At 41.0% G+C, this 17,826-nt stretch carries 15 protein-coding genes; 5 read left to right on the top strand and 10 right to left on the bottom strand.

The features are described from left to right. Window positions 1-97 precede the first annotated feature (97 nt). A complete protein-coding gene (locus D2V08_RS04230) occupies window positions 98-832 on the top strand; it encodes an NUDIX hydrolase (RefSeq protein WP_421801630.1) in 735 nt (244 codons plus the stop codon). Between the two features lie 52 nt (window positions 833-884). Here D2V08_RS04230 and D2V08_RS04225 read toward each other — a convergent pair whose 3' ends face one another. The 5 genes from D2V08_RS04225 to D2V08_RS04205 all read right to left on the bottom strand — a co-directional run bounded on the left by D2V08_RS04225 (window position 885) and on the right by D2V08_RS04205 (window position 8,544). Continuing rightward, window positions 885-2,591 carry a DUF885 family protein gene (locus D2V08_RS04225; RefSeq protein WP_182835484.1) on the bottom strand — a complete coding sequence of 569 codons (1,707 nt, stop codon included), beginning with the start codon at window positions 2,589-2,591 and terminating at the stop codon, window positions 885-887. A gap of 71 nt (window positions 2,592-2,662) precedes the next feature. Continuing rightward, window positions 2,663-5,023, bottom strand: coding sequence for a beta-L-arabinofuranosidase domain-containing protein (locus tag D2V08_RS04220; protein WP_245980491.1), 2,361 nt, complete (start codon window positions 5,021-5,023; stop codon window positions 2,663-2,665). Between the two features lie 66 nt (window positions 5,024-5,089). Next, window positions 5,090-6,097 (bottom strand): 4-hydroxyproline epimerase, encoded by a 1,008-nt coding sequence (locus D2V08_RS04215; protein WP_119606835.1) that lies wholly within the window; start codon window positions 6,095-6,097, stop codon window positions 5,090-5,092. Window positions 6,098-6,100: 3 nt separating this feature from the next. Next, window positions 6,101-7,624, bottom strand: a complete 1,524-nt coding sequence (locus D2V08_RS04210; protein WP_119606834.1) for an aldehyde dehydrogenase (NADP(+)) — start codon at window positions 7,622-7,624, stop codon at window positions 6,101-6,103. Next, on the bottom strand, window positions 7,621-8,544 hold the full coding sequence (locus D2V08_RS04205; RefSeq protein ID WP_119606833.1) for a dihydrodipicolinate synthase family protein: 924 nt from the start codon (window positions 8,542-8,544) through the stop codon (window positions 7,621-7,623). Before D2V08_RS04205 ends, D2V08_RS04210 begins: the two co-directional genes overlap by 4 nt. 136 nt (window positions 8,545-8,680) lie before the next feature. Between D2V08_RS04205 and D2V08_RS04200 the strand changes: the two genes are divergently transcribed. Continuing rightward, window positions 8,681-9,523, top strand: a complete 843-nt coding sequence (locus D2V08_RS04200) for an AraC family transcriptional regulator (protein ID WP_119606832.1) — start codon at window positions 8,681-8,683, stop codon at window positions 9,521-9,523. Between the two features lie 71 nt (window positions 9,524-9,594). Then, window positions 9,595-10,965 (top strand): exonuclease domain-containing protein, encoded by a 1,371-nt coding sequence (locus D2V08_RS04195; RefSeq protein WP_119606831.1) that lies wholly within the window; start codon window positions 9,595-9,597, stop codon window positions 10,963-10,965. Between the two features lie 12 nt (window positions 10,966-10,977). Here D2V08_RS04195 and D2V08_RS04190 read toward each other — a convergent pair whose 3' ends face one another. From D2V08_RS04190 to D2V08_RS04180, 3 genes are all read right to left on the bottom strand, one after another. Next, window positions 10,978-11,754: an aldose 1-epimerase gene (locus D2V08_RS04190; RefSeq protein ID WP_119606830.1), complete on the bottom strand. Its 777-nt coding sequence runs from the start codon at window positions 11,752-11,754 to the stop codon at window positions 10,978-10,980. Then, on the bottom strand, window positions 11,754-13,052 hold the full coding sequence (locus D2V08_RS04185; protein WP_119606829.1) for a M20/M25/M40 family metallo-hydrolase: 1,299 nt from the start codon (window positions 13,050-13,052) through the stop codon (window positions 11,754-11,756). The genes D2V08_RS04190 and D2V08_RS04185 overlap by 1 nt, the downstream gene beginning before the upstream one ends. A gap of 65 nt (window positions 13,053-13,117) precedes the next feature. Beyond that, window positions 13,118-14,359, bottom strand: a complete 1,242-nt coding sequence (locus D2V08_RS04180) for an ABC transporter permease (protein WP_119606828.1) — start codon at window positions 14,357-14,359, stop codon at window positions 13,118-13,120. 3 nt (window positions 14,360-14,362) lie between these two features. On the opposite strand from D2V08_RS04180, the gene D2V08_RS04175 reads away from it, so the two are divergent. Beyond that, the gene (locus D2V08_RS04175; protein WP_119606827.1) at window positions 14,363-15,586 is read left to right on the top strand and encodes an exo-beta-N-acetylmuramidase NamZ family protein; all 1,224 of its coding nucleotides are present in this window, start codon (window positions 14,363-14,365) and stop codon (window positions 15,584-15,586) included. Window positions 15,587-15,676: 90 nt separating this feature from the next. On the opposite strand, the gene D2V08_RS04170 is transcribed toward D2V08_RS04175, so the two are convergent. Then, on the bottom strand, window positions 15,677-16,507 hold the full coding sequence (locus D2V08_RS04170) for a sterol desaturase family protein (protein WP_119606826.1): 831 nt from the start codon (window positions 16,505-16,507) through the stop codon (window positions 15,677-15,679). Between the two features lie 21 nt (window positions 16,508-16,528). Then, window positions 16,529-17,023 carry a YkgJ family cysteine cluster protein gene (locus D2V08_RS04165; protein WP_119606825.1) on the bottom strand — a complete coding sequence of 165 codons (495 nt, stop codon included), beginning with the start codon at window positions 17,021-17,023 and terminating at the stop codon, window positions 16,529-16,531. 71 nt (window positions 17,024-17,094) lie between these two features. On the opposite strand from D2V08_RS04165, the gene D2V08_RS04160 reads away from it, so the two are divergent. Beyond that, the gene (locus tag D2V08_RS04160) at window positions 17,095-17,805 is read left to right on the top strand and encodes a class I SAM-dependent methyltransferase (RefSeq protein ID WP_119606824.1); all 711 of its coding nucleotides are present in this window, start codon (window positions 17,095-17,097) and stop codon (window positions 17,803-17,805) included. The last annotated feature ends 21 nt before the right edge of the window (window positions 17,806-17,826 follow it).

Below are 17,826 nucleotides of genomic sequence, written 5' to 3'. Positions count from 1 at the left end.
AAAAAAATGTATTTTTAACACTTATAAATATTTCTCCGGGATGCTCTATTAGATAATTGTTTATATTTTTGTTTTAGGATTTTATATACTTATTAAAATGTTGGAAGAAGACTTGAAGGTGTCAGAAAACCCTAATATGCATCTAAATTATTATCAAAAGGAAGATCAGGTTTTACTGGCTGTCGACTGTATCATCTTTGGCTTCGACAAAGAAAACCTCAAGATCTTATTGATCAAAAGAAATTTTGAACCAGAAAAAGGCAAATGGTCCCTTATTGGTGGATTCCTTAAGAAAAATGAAGATTTGGACGAAGCAGCCGTACGTGTTTTGGAAACATTGACCGGGTTGAACGATATTTATCTGGAACAACTCCATACCTATAGTAAAATTGACAGGGACCCTGGCCAGCGAACTATCTCCGTTGCTTATTATGCACTAATCGATGTGGACAGCCACCGTTTTGATGGGATACAAATAGACTCGGCCCACTGGTTTGATATTAAAGATGCACCTGACTTGATTTTTGACCACAATGAAATGGTGCGAAAGGCAAAAGCCCGATTAAGAAGAAGAGCGCTGACCAAACCCATTGGTTTTGAACTGTTACCTGAAAAGTTTACTATGAGGCAGCTTCAGAACTTATACGAATCTATTTTGGACAAAAAGTTAGATAAGCGAAACTTCATCAACAAAATCAACTCTTTGGATGTTCTTGTCAAACTTGATGAAAAAGACATGAGTGTTTCCCGAAAAGGAGCCTATCTCTACATTTTTGACAAAGAGAAGTATGAGAAAAAAGTTGAGGAAGACGGGTTTATATTCAAATTATAAAACCCGCTGTTCAATTTCCTCTACTTCGGTTTAGGTTTTTCTATAAACTACCTTAATTAAACTCGGTGGAAAATTTCCACTTGGTCTTATAGTTTTTATTTAGGGGAAGATCTTGTAACAATGCGCGCAACATTTCTATGGGCATTCGCCCCTCGTGCATTACTCTGTCGTGGAACTGTTTTTCTGTCCATCCCTTGTCTAACATCTCATGCCTTAGCGCATAAAATTGTAACCCTCCCATCATATAGGCCAATTGGTACAGGGGTGGATAATTCGTAGTAAAAGACCTCCTGACCTCGGCTTCGGCATTGGCATACTCATGTCCTACTTCATCAACCAATAAATCGATACATTCTTGTGGTGTCATTTCGCCCAAATGAAACTTTAATGAGAAAATAATTCGAGCGCACCGATGTATTCTCCAAAATAACATTCCTAATTTTTGCTCCGGGGTTTGAGGAAATTCCTTGTTCCAAAGAATAATTTCCCAGTATAGTGACCAACCCTCTGTCCAAAAAGGAGTATAAAAAGCATTTCGGTAAGGTTTGTGCCTGCTAGTCATAAAATATTGCAAATTGTGACCAGGCAAAAGCTCATGATGAACCGTCGCCCTAGAGAAATTGGGATTATTTCCTCGCATACTCATCATTTTATCGTCGTGGTCCATTTCTTGGGTAGGATAAGATATAATGATGTCCTTACCTCCCAAGAAAAAAGGACTGACCTTTTGTCGCTCGGCGCTCATCATTTCCATGCCCCAAGTTTCCTTGGCCAGCTCGGGAAGAGTAATCAAATCACGTTCCTCAATAAAATCGACCGATTGGGTATATAGATCCATAATGGCCTCCGGTTGCTCGCCTGCAGGCACGTAGGTATTCTTTACATGTTCCAGTGCAGCTTTCCAATCATCACCATAGCCCAACTCACGGGAAGCTTTGATCATTTCACTTTTGCACCATGCAAATTGCTCTTCAGCTACTTTGATAAGGTCCTCGGGAGTATATGGAATAAATTCCATGGCCAAACTTTCCAATAAAGCTTCCTTGCCTATAGGTTTCCCAACAATACCACTACCATCATCCTTTATACTGTTCTGCGAATAATTCTCCTTTATAAACTCGGCATATCCGGTCATTTTTTTATCAAGAGCCTTGTACGGTTGGTCTACCCACCAAGTAAAATCAGGATCATAACTATAATAAAATTCATATGCGTTCTTTAATCCCTTTTGAAATGAAAGTACAGTAGATGAAGCTTTATCGGCCGTTTGCCAATCCTTGAATGGTTTCTCTTTTCTTGCTGCCATCTGTTCGTCAAGAATTTTTGAAGCATTCTGCATCCTTTGGGCCAACATTTTAGCATCAGGTTTTTTACCTCTTCGCCTTTGCTGGATAAATGGCAACATTGGTTTTGCAAAATTGGCAACGTCCGAAACCTCCTTAAACTTTTCAAAATCCTGATTTAAAAAGTAATCTCCCTTTGCAACTGAATTCTTTAACATGATATAATCCACTTTCTCCTGCTGAGAAAGAGAATTAAAATCCATAGCGTCCAATCTATTCATCCAACTATCATAGAATGTAGAAAACCGCTGATAGTATTCTTCCGACTCCTCCATAATGTAAATGTGTCGCAGCCCTCTGGTATCTGCTCTAAATTCATCTATTACATCAGCCATTTTGCTCGTCTGGGCAGTAGCCATGGCACCTACTAATAGTATAATAATAATCCCAATTCTCTTCAACGCTATTTTGTTCATATTCAGTTGTTTTTAAAACTACCCAAAGGCAGTGAATGGTTTTGAGTTTTTCTGGTTTGACAGTTATTATTTTACTCAAGGCTTACATCCAGGTACACTGAATGACGGCCATAGATTTCATAGAATGGCTTAAACAACACGCCATCAATAGTAAATTGTAATTTTTCGGGGTCTCCTTGGATGGATTTCCCAATATCCTCAACATCCAAGATTACTTTGCGCCATCCGTTTCGCATCTCGGACTCCTGTGCCACTAACAATACAGGACCATAAAAAAGGCTTGCGATATTCTGTTGGTCCATCACGGGGTCCAAATGGAACTGGAGGGGCATTTCCAAATCAATCACATCACCATCTTTCCATTTACGGCCTAAAGTAAGATAGGTGCCAGGTACAGCTTCCACTTTTTCTGGCTTACCGTTCACTCTCACAAAAAAACCTTTGGTCGCCCATTGCGGCACCCTAATGTTCAAATCAAATTTCCCCTTTCCCTTAATCATCAATTGAGTATTGTCTGCTTTCGGAAAAGCAGTTTTTTGCTCTACAGTAATGTTCTTCTCGGTCCATTTTAACGTTGAGGGCACAAAAAGGTTTACATAGAGTGCACTATTATCTTGACTTTTGAAATATATTGAGTTTTGGAGTTTGGTGCTACTCTCCAAAGCAGTACCATTGCAGCAGGTAAAGCCGCGCATATCGGCATTTCCAAATCGCTTAACAGAACCTGGCCTCAATGGTACATGATAGGTGTTTGCAGGACTATCCTCAGCTACTGAAGCAAGAATATGGTTATACAAGCCACGCTCGTAATAATCCATCAATTCCGTGCGTTGATCAAAAAGGAACAAGTTTTTGGTGAGTTTTAGCATGTTGTATGTGGCGCAGGTCTCATTTTGTCCTCCTGATGAAAATCCATTTTCGTACAACGTGGCCGGTTGACCAATAAAACATTCCGCATTAGTGGGACTCCTTGCCCCTGCTACACCTCCAATGCTATACATATAGTCATTTTTTGCTTTGTACCAGAAATTATTGGCCACTTGGTAATACTCTGGCAATTCCGAATCACGATATATTTCAAGCGCACCCATAACTTGAGGAATATGCTGATTGGCATGCAATCCACGAAAAGTATCAACATTCTTGGCCAATCCATGGGAATGTTCGGCATCACCAAAAAACATTTTGATGTTATCGAACAATTGCGCCACTTTAAGGTATCTTGGTTCGTTTGTAATTCTGTCCAAACGGGCCATGGCTTCATTCATACCACCAAATTCTCCTGCGATATAGGTGTTCCACATATTGATTAGTGTATCCGTGGGCAATTGGCTCAATCTAGCATACACCCAGTCACCCATACCTTTGGCAATATCAAGGGCTTTTTCATGACCACTAACCTCATAAACATCCATTAAACCGGCCAAAATCTTGTGCAAAGTGTAATAAGGAGCCCAAATCTGAGTAGGCTGCGTACCATAGGTTGCTCCTTTTTCCAACATAATAAACTGGTCCGGCGGGTAGGCACTTATAAAACCTTCGCCCCAGTTCCAATAATCGGTGCGGATACCGTTCTCGCTCAAATCGGAATCATAGGTTGATTTGCCCGGGCCAAAAGGAACCGCTATCGGGTCAGCTTCATGCTCACCACCGGTATTTGCCGGACGTCCAGACATTTGGGAAAGCTCATACAGCACTTCTACCATATAGTCCATTTTATTGGCAAAGTTGGTCTGCAACGCCTCATTATAAGCAGCACCGGCATAGGCTTGGGCAATGGCGGTTAAATAATGGCCCGTGGCATGTCCTCTTAATTTTGTTTCTTGACTGTCCCACACGCCCAATGGTTTTGTTCCCTCGGGTTGTTTTTGCCCAAAGGCATTTCGGAACATGTATAAAAAGGAATCAGGATTGGTTTTGGCGAGTGCATTTATAAACTTGTCTCTATTTTTGATGAATTTAGTTTGCCCCCCATCTACATCGTTATCGAGCGAAACTTGGTCCAAACCAAATACATCAAGGTTAAGGCTGGGAGTGTTCGATTTCCTATTTGATATTACCGTTACTTTCGCTTTAGGTTGAAAATTGGCACCCGCAACCTGACCCGTTACTACATAATTTCCAGCTTTTGACGCTTTAGAATTATCTATTGGCGAAGGCCAAATCACCCTTACTTTTGGTCCTTTGATCCCATTGCGATACTTTCCTTCAACATACCTTGGCAATCTGGGCAAAAAGCCCGCATGGGTCTCCACCTCGATATCAGATACATCAACCAAATATTCATTGTACAATTGTGGAGTATTCGGGGAAAACTTTGGAAGATCTTCTTCTGTTTTTTCCTTTTTCACCACCTCTTCCTCCACACTTTGTGCCTGGACCAAGTTTATGGAGCAAAGGAGTAAAAATAGTGCCGCAAAGATTACTTTCATTGGTTTCATACTAATTATCTCAAGAGTACGGCATCAATTACAATCCCATACTTATTTTTTTGACTGCTACAGCACCTGAAACCCATGGGCATAGGGGTCATCGTCGTCTATTATAATATTATTATATCCCGTTATTTGTGCCCACCCTTGAATACTGGGAACAATGGCTTGTTTTCCACCCAAAATGGTTTCCTTCTCCACTTTCCCTACGAACTTGCTGCCGATAATACTTTCGTGCACATAGGGCACGTTTTTCTTTAATCTTCCTTTTGCGTGCAATTGGGCCATCCGCGCAGAGGTCCCCGTACCACAGGGGGAACGGTCTATGGCCTTCTTCCCATAAAAAACGGCATTTCTCCCGGACGAAGAATCATCCAAAGGTTCACCTGTCCACATCATATGGCTTACATCCCTTATGGTCGGGTTTTCTGGATGGATGAACATTTCTGGATATTTATCATTGATTAATTTCCGAACCACTTGTGAATATTGAATAATTTGACCTGCCGAATAATCTTGAAGTCCAGTAAAATTCTTTTGCGGATCTACAATGGCGTAATAATTTCCACCATAGGCCACATCAAAAGTAATTTCTCCCAATTCCGGACATTCCACCGTCAAGTTTTCTTCAGCTAAATATGATTTCACATTGATGAGTTTTACCCAATCCACTTTTTTACCGGTTAATTGGTATTCGATTTCAACCAATCCAGCTGGAGCCTCCATCCGAATCTTTCCCGGAGTTTTCGGTACAATAAGTCCTTCTTCAATCGCCACTGTAATAGTACCAATGGTTCCATGACCACACATGGGCAAACAACCTGAGGTTTCAATAAAAAGAATGGCAAAATCATTTTCTGGATCGTGCGGTGCCAGCAAAATGCTTCCGCTCATCATATCATGACCACGAGGTTCGAACATCAATCCCCGTCGAATCCAATCATACTCTTTTAAAAAGTGCTGACGTTTTTCGCTCATGTTCTCGCCAACCAAATTAGGTCCTCCACCAGCAACTACCCTAACTGGATTTCCACAGGTATGGGCGTCCACACAAAAAAATGTTTTTCTGGCCACTCGCTATTTTTTTAAATGATCCGGCAATAATTCCATTGGAAAGGATTGATAACTAATAGGTCTCACCCATCGTTTTATGGAATGAATCCCCACTGCCGTAAATCTAGAATCCGTAGATGCCGGGTAAGGTCCTCCATGTTGCATGGAAGGGCATACCTCCACACCTGTAGGCACTCCATTATAAATAATCCTTCCCACTCTATTTTGAAGAGATTCCACGATCTCCGCCAGATTTAAATCATCATCCTTTTCGGCGATTAGTGTTCCGGTCAATTGTCCCTCCAAACCATCAATAATCTGAATGAGCTCCGTTTCACCCTTACATTGAACCACCATTGAAAAGGGTCCAAAAACTTCTTGGTGCATTTTCGGGTTTTTCAAAAATGCTTCGCCTGAAACGCTGGCAATAATTGAAGCTGCATCATTAGGTTCCAAATCACCTTTGTATTCGCCAACTACCTCAACGCCATCTTGCGAGATGACATCCTCGCCTTTTTTCTGATATCCTTTCTTTATGTTCGGGTGGAGCATAGTCTGCGGGGCAATGGCAATGGTTTTTTTGGCCAATTCTTGAATAAAACCCTCCGTATCATCGGTTTTCACTGTTAACAAGAGTCCTGGATTTGTACAAAATTGACCTGTACCCAAAGTAATGGAACCTGCATAGGTTTTTGCCAGTTCCCTTCCTCGATTAGATATGGCATTTGCCGTCATAATCACCGGGTTTATACTTCCCATTTCAGCAAAAACAGGTATGGGTTCATCTCGTTTGGCAGCCAAATCAAAAAGAGCTCTTCCTCCACCAATACTGCCTGTAAAACCAACAGCCTTAACTTTTGGGTGATTTACTAAATCCACTCCAGCCTGTACATTCCCGTTAATACTGGAAAAAACGCCCTTTGGCATTCCTGTTTTTTCGGCCGCCTTTACAATGGCCGAAGCCACCAACTCATTTGTGCCCGCGTGCATCGGATGCCCCTTTACAATCACCGGACAGCCTGCAGCCAAGGCACTTGCGGTATCTCCTCCAGCCGTAGAATAGGCCAAAGGAAAATTACTTGCGCCAAAAACGGCCACGGGGCCCAGCGGAATCATTGTTTTTCTCAAATCATCCTTTGGCATTGGTTTTCTATCCGGTTGAGCTGCATCAAACGTGTTTTCACGCCAATCATCGTTGGAAACCAGTTCGGCAAAGGAGCGCAACTGAAAAACGGTTCTACCCCGTTCTCCGATAGCTCGTCCTTCCGGCAATCCGGATTCTAACATGTACATATCCACGAGCTCCTTGTCCAAAGCCAATATTTCATCGGCAATGCTATTCAAAAAATCTGCTCTTTGTTTGCCCGGGATATTTCGGAATGTTTTAAATGCTGTCCAAGCAAGCTCAGCAGCTGCGTCAATTTCACCTTTTGTGGCCTCTAGGAACACCATTGGGTTCTCTACGTTCTCCTTTGGGTTTATCGTTCTGAACTCTACAGACCCATCCGCCTTAAATCGTCCACCAATACAGTTTTTACCTGTAATCATACTACACTATTTATGTTTTTATACTCCGGAAGCTCCGGTCTATTCTTCATTGCAGTCCCAATCACCTTTAATACCCTCTCCCGTTCCGCACCCTGCAAAGGCAATCGAGGAGCGCGTACATTTTCGGTTCCGATTCCAGTGGCAACCTCTGCCAATTTAATATTTTGAACCAATTGTGGGCTGATATCCAACTCCAACAGTGGCATAAACCATCTATAAATCTTGAGGGCTTCGTCTATTCTTCCTGCTTTTACCAACTCGTAAATAGCAACGGTCTCCGCTGGATAAGCGCAAACCAACCCGGCGACCCAACCAACTGCTCCAATGACCAAGCTTTCCAATCCGAGCGTATCCACTCCCGTAAAAACTTTTATTCTGTCACCGAATTTATTTTGAATTCTAATCACATTGGTTATATCTCGAGTAGATTCCTTTATGGCTTGAATGTTATCACACTCAAGTAATTCTTCCATCATGTCCAAGGTAACCTCAATCTTATAATCAACTGGGTTATTGTAAAGCATAATGGGAAGTGTTGTACTGTTTGCCACTGCTTTAAAATAGGCAACGGTTTCGTAATCTGTGGATTTATAACGCATGGGCGGCAGTAACATTAACCCATTAGCACCAACTTTTTCAGCCTGTTGAGCCGCCCCAATAGCGCCCTTTGTGCTCTGTTCGGCCACATTCATAATGACCGGAATCTTACCATCTGTTAATTCCAAGGACTTCTTTATCAAAGTCTCTTTCTCATCTTGTTCCAAGGTACTTGCCTCTCCCAAAGTACCTCCAAGGATTATACCATGTACTCCGGCATCAATTTGTGCCTTGATGTTCTTTTCGAACATGGCAAGGTCCAATGTATCGTCATTTGTAAACTTAGTTGTTACAGCAGGCATTACGCCCTCCCATTTTATCATAATCTTGTTAAATTGTATCTATCTAAAATTACGAAGAGCACCGCACTATCTTTTATACAATTATTAGCCTATTATGATACTATATTACCTTAATTTAGCCATATAATTATTATTTTTAAATAATTTAGGCTCATACATGAAGGTACTCCCCTTTAAAATACCCAAACCCAAAAATGAGGCTCTCGTATATCAAATAGATCGGGAACAGGTATTTTATGACCAATTGCACCAGCATGGGGAGATTCAAATAAGCTATGTGGAAAAAGGGGCTGGCTCCCTTATTGTTGGAGACAGTATTAATGAGTATAAGGCAGGAGATATTCTGGTGATTGGAAGTTTTATTCCCCACGTGTTCCGAAGTGACGCTCGAATTAAAGAAGAATCTTTGATGCACACCCTATTTTTTGACCAGGATTCCTTTGGAAAGGATTTTTTCCAGCTCACGGACTTATCATCTATCCAAAATTTCTTTGATAAATCAGAATTCGGGATGTTGATTCATTCCAGGAAAAGAAATATAATCCCTTTGTTCCATGCACTGTCCCATCAAAACAAAGTAGAGCAAATTGCATCGCTGTTGATGATCATCAATCAAATCAACAGATCCAAAACCACCCCGCTCTCTTCCTTTGTTTATCGTAAAAATTTTACGGATGATGAGGGAAAGCGAATGAGCAAGGTTTATGATTATGTAATGGAACGCTATCATGAACCCATCACGCTGGACGAAATAGCAGAAAAGGCCAATATGAGCAAAAATGCATTTTGTAGATACTTTAAAAAACGGACGAACAAGACCTTTTTTCAATTTTTGATCGAAATACGCATCGAAAACGCCTGTAAACTCATTATTAAAAACCCGGAATTGGCCATTGCCGTTATTGCCGAGCAATGTGGTTTTAACAACATTGCCAATTTCAACCGCAAGTTTAAAGCGTTCAAACATTGTACGCCAACGCAATACAGAAATCAATTTTAGTGTGAGGGCAGTTTGCTTTTGGATGCTGAAAACTTTATCCATAATTTCAATCTCTATTCGTAAATCATAGTTTGTACACCATAATTGACATAGAAACCACAGGAAACGGAATCAAAGGAAACAAGATTACCGAGATTTCCATTTTTAAATATGATGGCGACCAAATTGTGGACGAATTCACATCCTTGGTGAATCCTCAAAGCCCCATTCCGTATTTTATTACCGGACTCACGGGGATTGATGACCAAATGGTACAAAATGCTCCAGTATTTCACGAGATAGCCGATACCATACAAAGTATTACGGAAGGCTGCATTTTTGTGGCCCACTCCGTCAATTTTGATTATGGTGTCATCAAAGAAGAGTTTAGGCAAATTGGAATTGATTTTACGCGAAAAAAACTCTGTACGGTGCGCTTATCACGTCAACTAATACCCGGTTTACGTTCTTACAGTTTGGGAAAATTGTGTTCTGCAGTTCAAATTCCATTGGTGGACCGTCACCGAGCTAGAGGAGATGCACACGCCACTGTGCTTTTATTTGAACAACTCTTGAACAAACCTGAATCAGAGGACGTGTTCAAAAAGTTTTTGAATGCCCGAAGCCAAGAAGCCACTCTTCCGCCCCATTTGCCAAAATCCGTATTTGACAACATTCCCCAAAAACCGGGCATCTACTATTTTATGAACCAAAAAGGAGAGATTATTTATGTGGGGAAAGCCATCAACCTTAAAAAAAGGGTGCTTGGACATTTTTACGATAAAAGCCGCAAGGAAATCCAAATGTGCAGCGAAACAGCCAATATTGATTTTAAGTTGGCTGGAAGCGAATTGGTAGCCCTATTAATGGAATCCGCTGAAATAAAAAGATTGTTCCCTCCCTATAACAGGGCACAAAAAAGAACGGGACGGCAATATGCCATTTTTGCCTACGAAGACCGAAATGGAGTTATGCACCTTGCATACAATACCATTAAAGGTGTTCCCACTCCTTTAAAGATTTTCCATAATCAAACAGCATGCAGGACGTATCTGGAAGAGATTTGCAAAAGTTTTTCGCTTTGTCCACGATATTGTCATTTGCAACAAACCAACGCAGCCTGCTCTCATCATGAAATAAACACCTGTGAAGGGATTTGTAGAGGAGAAGAATCCGTGGAGGATTACAATCGAAAGGTTGAAGAAGCGATTGCACATATGAAACTGTTGACTGCCGAGGTTCGAATTATCAAGGAAAAAGGCAGGGATGAAAACGAAAGTGCGGTAATTTTGATTGCTGAAGGCATTTACAAAGGTTTCGGTTTTATTGATACCGATATTGAAATATCTGCCCTAGAGGATGTAGAAGCTTTTATCACGCCACAAAAACATACGGTTGAAACCGAAAGTATTCTAACTCAGTATCTTTTGAAGCATAACAAAAGTCAAGCCCTTACTCCTTAAATTAGGGCAAAGTTATGCTTCCGGCTTCAAGATTACTTTAAATTGTGCCGATCTATCCAATTGCTGAAATCCTTGATGCAAATCCTTTTGCCTCACGGCATAAGGATAAAACGAAATTGGTTCGATACAGACCATGTTCCTCACCTCGGTCCAGCACATAAAATTTCCAAATCCTTCGGTCTCTATGGTGATTTCTCTTTCATCCTTTAATGTGACGGAAGTACAATCTGCTACTTGAAAGGCGCGACTCCCAACGGCCAAAACCTCATCCAGAGTAATCTTTTTGTCCTTAGTCACAATTATTGGTGATTTTGACTGCAATTTAAATGCGGGGTGATATCCCAACATAAATGGCATTCCTTGTTCACCAGTGATTTTAAAATTAATTTCCAAAGCACCTTCCTTGAGCAAAAAGGATTTTTCAAACCTAAAATCATAAGGCCATGTAAGTGCTTCTTCAGTAGATTTTTCCGGGAATTTTGAATTGATAATTTCAGCTCCTGATCGGTATTGCTTTGCAAAAATTGCAGAAGTATCGGTTTGAGATTCCAACTGATATTCCATTTGGCGCAAATGTCCGTGCTGATCTTGTACAGCATCTCCTTTTGGGGTTTTAACCCTAAACCCAGCCTCATTGACCGGCCCAATAATGGGAAACATTTCCGTATCGGCACTTCCCCATCCCGGACTTCCTTTTTGATGGATAAATTCATGACCATTGACCACAAAGCTCACTAATTCGCCTGCATCAATCCCTACTTTGGTATTTTTACTTTTAAGTTCAACCATTATTTTGTGTTTATCAATCGGTAAATCAAGATCGCCGTACGCTTGGTCAATTCTTCAATGGTATTCAGGTTGACAGTTTCTTGTGGCGTATGGGCATTGGAACCCATAGTGCCCAATCCGTCCAATCCATCTACATATTGGGCAACAAAGGAAACATCGGCAGCACCTCTTCTTCCCGGGTCATAGGCCAAAACCTCGCCCTGTTTCAAATCCAAACTTACCTCATTCAAAGTACTCAATAATTCAAGGTTGCCCTCGGTAGGCTGCATGGCCGGGTAGCTATCCGTAAAACTTACAGTTGCTGAAGTTTTAGGTAGATTGTTGGCAACAATTTTCCTCATTTTGGTTCTGGCCCGTTCTTTTTGCTCTTCGGATATAAATCGAAGCCCACCTTTGACCACCGCTTTTTGGGCAACAACATTGGTTTTTCCGAAAGCATCTCCTTTGCTGGTCAACTCATCATAATTTACAAAAGTGCCTCCAAGCAAAACACCAGGGTTGAAGGTCAATAAATCTTCTCCTTTAACATCGGTATAAAACTCATGAAGAATTCGGGACATCTCAAAAATAGCCCCTGCACCGGTTCCTTCACTAAAAATTCCAGAGGAATGAGCACGTTTTCCCTCAACTTCAACTGCCCATCCAGAAGCACCCCTTCTGGCAACAGTGGCATAATTAAAACCTGTGGAAGTTTCAAAACCTAGGGCAATATCACTTCGTTTGGCAGCATCAATCAAATCCTTTCTGCTTATGGACAAAGGTTTGCCCGTACTTTCTTCATCACCGGTAAATGCCACAATAATCTGTGCATCGTCCAACAGGCCATTATCGGATAATGCTTTAAGGGCATATAGCACAATTACATCACCACCTTTCATATCGTTACCTCCTGGGGCATGTGCGATGCTATCGTTTACCATTTCAAAAGTTTGAAAAGGGCTGTCCTCTTCAAAAACGGTATCCAAATGACCAATGAGCAACAGCTTTTTTCCTTTTGTTCCAGAAGTCTCTGCAAATAGATGACCGGAACGGTTCATTTCCTCGGGCATTTCTATCCAGGTGGTTTCAAAACCAATATTATCAAAGGCATCTTTAAAAACCATCCCCACTTTTTTAACGCCTTCTGCATTAAGGGTTCCGCTGTTAATGTTCACCACCTTTTCCAAAAAACCGATGGCTTCGTCATTGTTTTTTTCAATGCTGGAAACAATCTTTTTTTCGGTTCGTGAAAGTTTCTGTGCGGATATAGATGCAGTAAGAATTAAAGCAACTAAGGTTGAGTATTGTTTAAAATTCATGGTGGGTCATTTTGTGCCCCAAGTTATCAATTTTAGATTGATAAACCCAGTACGACCAGCAAGATCTACTCGAATTGGATAGCCTTTACCGGAGTAATTTTGGTTATGATGTATGACGGCACCAAAAGCATCAACAAACAAAGGAACATAACCCCTAAATTTAAAAGTAAGATGGTCGGCAAATCCATGTGTACCGGAATGTAGTCAATATAATACTCCTCTGGATTCGGAAACTTGAACATTCGATATTTATCCTGAAGAAATATGATTCCAAGACCAATTAGATTGCCCCAAAAAAGTCCGATGGCAATCAAATAAGCTGCATTGTACAAAAAGACTTTTCGAATACTCCAATTGGCAGAACCCAAGGCTTTTAATATGCCTATCATTTGTGTACGTTCCAAAATCAAAACCAACAATGCGGTAATCATATTGATACCTCCCACGATGACCATAATACCAATGATCAATGCAATATTAAAATCAAAAAGACCTATCCATTCAAAAATGCGGAAGTATTTACTTTTGATATTCTGCGTATCCAAATTAGACAGCGTCTTATTATATATCTCATTGCTCTTTTCATCAAGCTGGTCAAAGTCATCCAGAAAAACCTCGAAGTTCCCGATTTGGTTTTCCTCCCATTTGTTCATGCGTTGGATATGTCGAATATCTACAAGGACGTAGGTTTCATCAAACTCTTCAAAACCGCTATCATAAACACCTACAATTTCGAACCTACGATTATTGGGTGGTTTGGAAGCATCCCCATCCCGAAGGAAAAAGGAAAAGAATGTATCGCCGACCTTTAACTGCAGCCTATTGGCCATTAAACTGGAAACCAACACCTCTTCGTTCAGTTTTCCACTGTAATCGGGTAACCTTCCGTCAACAAGATATTCCTCAAAAGTGCTCCAATCGTAATCGGTGCCCACTCCTTTGGCCAGCATTCCCTCAAAAGTATCGGCTGTACGGATAATCCCTCCTTTGGTAGCCACAGCCTGAACATGCCTCACTCCCTCTACATTCTTAAAATCGGGATAAAAATCCTGATTTATGGAAACCGGCATCAAGGAAACCTCGGAGTTATTATTATCAAAATTGGAAATTTGGATATGGCCGTTAAATGCAGCTACTTTTTCGCGAATCTTGTTTTTAAGACCCACGCCGGTGGCAATGGCAATGAGCATCATCACCACACCGATTGCAATCGCAGCAATGGCAATTTTTATTATCGGGGCGGAAATACTAATTTTATGTTCCTTCCCTGTAACAAGGCGTTTGGCAATAAATAATTCTAAATTCAACGAATGCCCATTTTATCTAGATTCAAAAGTACAGTTTTATTGTTGTTTTTGGTGTTTTCCTCTTGCAAGGGACAGCAAAAAGAAACTATTTCTGCTTCAGAGGCTCAAACCGATTCACCTGCTCCCATTAAAGTGGCAGCAAATCGAACTGAAAGATATCTTCCCCTTTTAAAAGGAAAAAAAGTGGGCGTAGTGGCCAATCCCACCAGTGTTGTTTTCAACGAAAAAGGGCATACCCATTTAGTAGACTCCTTACTTTCTGAAAACATGGATGTAAAGCAAGTATTTGCTCCAGAACATGGGTTTCGAGGTACAGCAGATGCTGGGGAGCACGTAAAAGATGGAGTGGACACTCAAACAGGTCTGCCGATTATTTCACTTTACGGCAAGAACAGAAAACCTTCCAAAGAACAACTTAGTGGATTGGATGTTATTGTTTTTGATATTCAGGATGTGGGAGTTCGATTCTACACGTTTATTGCTTCCTTACAATTGGTAATGGAAGCTTGTGCCGAAAACAATACGCCGATAATTGTTTTGGACAGACCCAATCCCAACGGACATTATGTGGATGGCCCCACCATGATGGAAGATCACACCAGTTATTTGGGCATGAACACGATTCCTCTTGTTTATGGCATGACCATGGGTGAATATGCCAAAATGTTAAATGGCGAGGGATGGTTGGAAAATAGCAACAAAGCTGATTTAACCGTAATAGAGTTAGAAAACTATACCCACGATTCTGAATATCATTTACCGATCCGCCCCTCTCCAAACTTGCCCAACGACACATCCATCACCCTTTACCCTAGCTTGGGATTGTTTGAAGGCACTAATGTGAATGCTGGACGTGGCACTGAGTTTCAGTTTCAACGCTACGGGGCATCCTTTATGGATAGCACCGAATATGATTTTAGCTACATGCCCCAACCTAACTTCGGTTCCAAATACCCAAAAGAAGAGGGCAAAACCTGCTATGGCCGTGACCTGTCTAAAACCCCAAGAATGAACGAGGTGACCATGCAATGGGTGATAGATGCCTATAAGAACACTTTGGACAAGTCCAAATTCTTTTTGACGAGTGGCTTTACCAAACATGCGGGCACTCCCCTACTTCAAAAACAAATTGAAGAGGGTATGACCAATGAAGAAATTAAAGCTACTTGGCAAGATGGCCTGGAAAGCTTTAAAAAAATACGGGCGAAGTATTTGATTTATGATTGATTAAGGAATGTCACATGGAGCCCAGTCGAAATCTCTTGAAAAATGGAGGTTTTTCAATCGATGCGCATTATCTCAATTCCAAATGACCGCTTAACCCTCAGTTGTAGGCCTGCGATATTTGTGGAAAGGTTGTTTTAGTAGTCCTTTAATGCTGCTGTTCTCCTTTTCATCGGGAAATGTATCCACCCCATACACAATATCTTTGGGGTCCATGGACATATAGGTACCGAATAATCTGTCCCAAATGGAGAAAATATTTCCGTAGTTGGAATCGGTATAGGGCAATTGATAATGATGGTGCACTTTGTGCATATCCGGACTTACTATGAACCAGCTAATGGCATTGTCAACTTTCTTCGGCAATCGAATATTGGCGTGATTGAACTGTGAGAAGACCACGGACAAGCTTTGATACAACATGATCATTCCAATGGGTGCACCAACAATAACGACACCTGCCAAAGTGAACGCATATCTGATTAAACTCTCCAAAGGATGGTGCCTATTTGCAGTGGTAGTATCCACATTATGATCGGAATGGTGCACCAAATGAACCATCCAAAGGGGCTTAACCTTATGTTCTACCCAATGGGCCGCGTAGGCTCCAATCAAATCCAACAACATTACACCAAGAACAACATAAAGCCATAAAGGCATTTCGGGCAACCAGTTAATTATACCAAATTGGTTTTCCACGGCCCAATCGGAAGATTTAAGCAGTAAAAAGGCTAATGGAAAATTTACAATGATCGTTGTCAATGTTAAAAAGAAATTGGGAATGGAATGTCTCCATTTTTTGTACGGTACTTTGAATAAGGGTACCATACCTTCCAAAATCCAAAAAAAAGTGATTCCTCCCACCAAAATTAGACTTCGGTGCAACGAAGGAATGGTCTCGAAATATGAAATTAGTTGTTCCATTCCCTCAAATATAGCAAATCATTAAAATTTGATGGCTTTTTTCATTTCTTCCACAATATTAAATGCCGCAGGACAAATAGCCACATTCTTCAAGGTAAGGTTGGTAATCTGTTGGAACTTTTTTCGGTCCGTATGGGGAAACTCACGACAGGCTTTTGGCCGGACATCATAAATGGAACAATAATTATCATCCCCTAAAAAGGTGCAAGGAACTGATTTTAGCACATAATCGTTTTCTTCATCCATCCTTAAATATTCATCAATAAATTGGGAGGGTTTCATTCTAAAAAATTTGGCAATCCTTTGAATATCTGCATTGGTGAACAACGGACCCGTGGTTTTACAACAATTGGCACAGGTTAGGCAGTCGGTTCGTTCAAACTCGGCCTCGTGCAATTCTTGCATAGAGTAGTCAAGGTCTTTGGGCGGACGCTTTTTTAACTTGGCAAAAAACTTTTTGTTCTCGGAATGTTTCTCCCTGGCCTTTTGTGGTAAATCCCTGAGTATTTCATCCATAGCACAAACTTATCCATTTTAAACCTTTCAATGCAATTAAAGTCCCACCTTTGCAGAAACAACCCTAAACGATGGCAGATGTTTTTGGAACGGCCCTACTGGATTACGAAAAAGGGCACTATACGGAGGACATAAAAACCTATTCATCTTTAGATGAAGAAGATGTTATCCCTATTCCCTATTTATTCCGAAGATTCGATGAAATGCCCATAATCGAACAAAAAGCGCTCCAATTGGCGCGTGGAAAAGTATTGGATATTGGTGCCGGAGCGGGAAGTCATGCGTTGTACCTTCAAAAAAAAGGGATTGAGGTCACGGCTTTGGATAATTCTGAAGGATGTATTGCCGTTTGTAAGAAAAGAGGAGTGCAATCCACCATTTTAAGTGATATTTTGGACTACTCAGGAGAAAAATACGACACCTTGCTTTTGTTGATGAATGGAATTGGATTAGCAGGAAAGCTGAACAATTTAAGTCGTTTTTTACAACATTTGGCCTCATTATTGCAGTCAAATGGTCAAATTTTATTGGATTCCAGCGATATCATCTATATGTTTGAACAAGACGAAGATGGCGGATACTGGATTCCAAACGATGGAACCTATTATGGCGAAGTAGCTTTTACCATGGAGTACAAAGGCAAAAAAAGCAAACCTTTTGATTGGATTTATGTAGATTTCAACACTTTGCAAAACGCCTGCGAATCCAATGGTTTTAATTGCGAACGTGTAATATCGGGTGAGCATTACGACTATTTAGCCAAGCTTACGTTAAAAGAATAATAGTTTCGGATGTGGAACGTT

This window comes from Flagellimonas lutimaris (assembly GCF_003581615.1).
Lineage (GTDB): Bacteria > Bacteroidota > Bacteroidia > Flavobacteriales > Flavobacteriaceae > Flagellimonas > Flagellimonas lutimaris.
This window is presented reverse-complemented; position numbering and strand designations above follow the sequence as displayed.

What these genes read in the sequence shown, in the direction of transcription:
- D2V08_RS04230 (WP_421801630.1), top strand. Translation starts at nt 98, where the DNA reads ATGTTGGAAGAAGACTTGAAGGTGTCAGAAAACCCTAATATGCATCTA.
- D2V08_RS04225 (WP_182835484.1), bottom strand. Translation starts at nt 2,591, where the DNA reads ATGAACAAAATAGCGTTGAAGAGAATTGGGATTATTATTATACTATTA.
- D2V08_RS04220 (WP_245980491.1), bottom strand. Translation starts at nt 5,023, where the DNA reads ATGAAAGTAATCTTTGCGGCACTATTTTTACTCCTTTGCTCCATAAAC.
- D2V08_RS04210 (WP_119606834.1), bottom strand. Translation starts at nt 7,624, where the DNA reads ATGATTACAGGTAAAAACTGTATTGGTGGACGATTTAAGGCGGATGGG.
- D2V08_RS04205 (WP_119606833.1), bottom strand. Translation starts at nt 8,544, where the DNA reads ATGATAAAATGGGAGGGCGTAATGCCTGCTGTAACAACTAAGTTTACA.
- D2V08_RS04200 (WP_119606832.1), top strand. Translation starts at nt 8,681, where the DNA reads ATGAAGGTACTCCCCTTTAAAATACCCAAACCCAAAAATGAGGCTCTC.
- D2V08_RS04190 (WP_119606830.1), bottom strand. Translation starts at nt 11,754, where the DNA reads ATGGTTGAACTTAAAAGTAAAAATACCAAAGTAGGGATTGATGCAGGC.
- D2V08_RS04185 (WP_119606829.1), bottom strand. Translation starts at nt 13,052, where the DNA reads ATGAATTTTAAACAATACTCAACCTTAGTTGCTTTAATTCTTACTGCA.
- D2V08_RS04175 (WP_119606827.1), top strand. Translation starts at nt 14,363, where the DNA reads ATGCCCATTTTATCTAGATTCAAAAGTACAGTTTTATTGTTGTTTTTG.
- D2V08_RS04170 (WP_119606826.1), bottom strand. Translation starts at nt 16,507, where the DNA reads ATGGAACAACTAATTTCATATTTCGAGACCATTCCTTCGTTGCACCGA.
- D2V08_RS04165 (WP_119606825.1), bottom strand. Translation starts at nt 17,023, where the DNA reads ATGGATGAAATACTCAGGGATTTACCACAAAAGGCCAGGGAGAAACAT.
- D2V08_RS04160 (WP_119606824.1), top strand. Translation starts at nt 17,095, where the DNA reads ATGGCAGATGTTTTTGGAACGGCCCTACTGGATTACGAAAAAGGGCAC.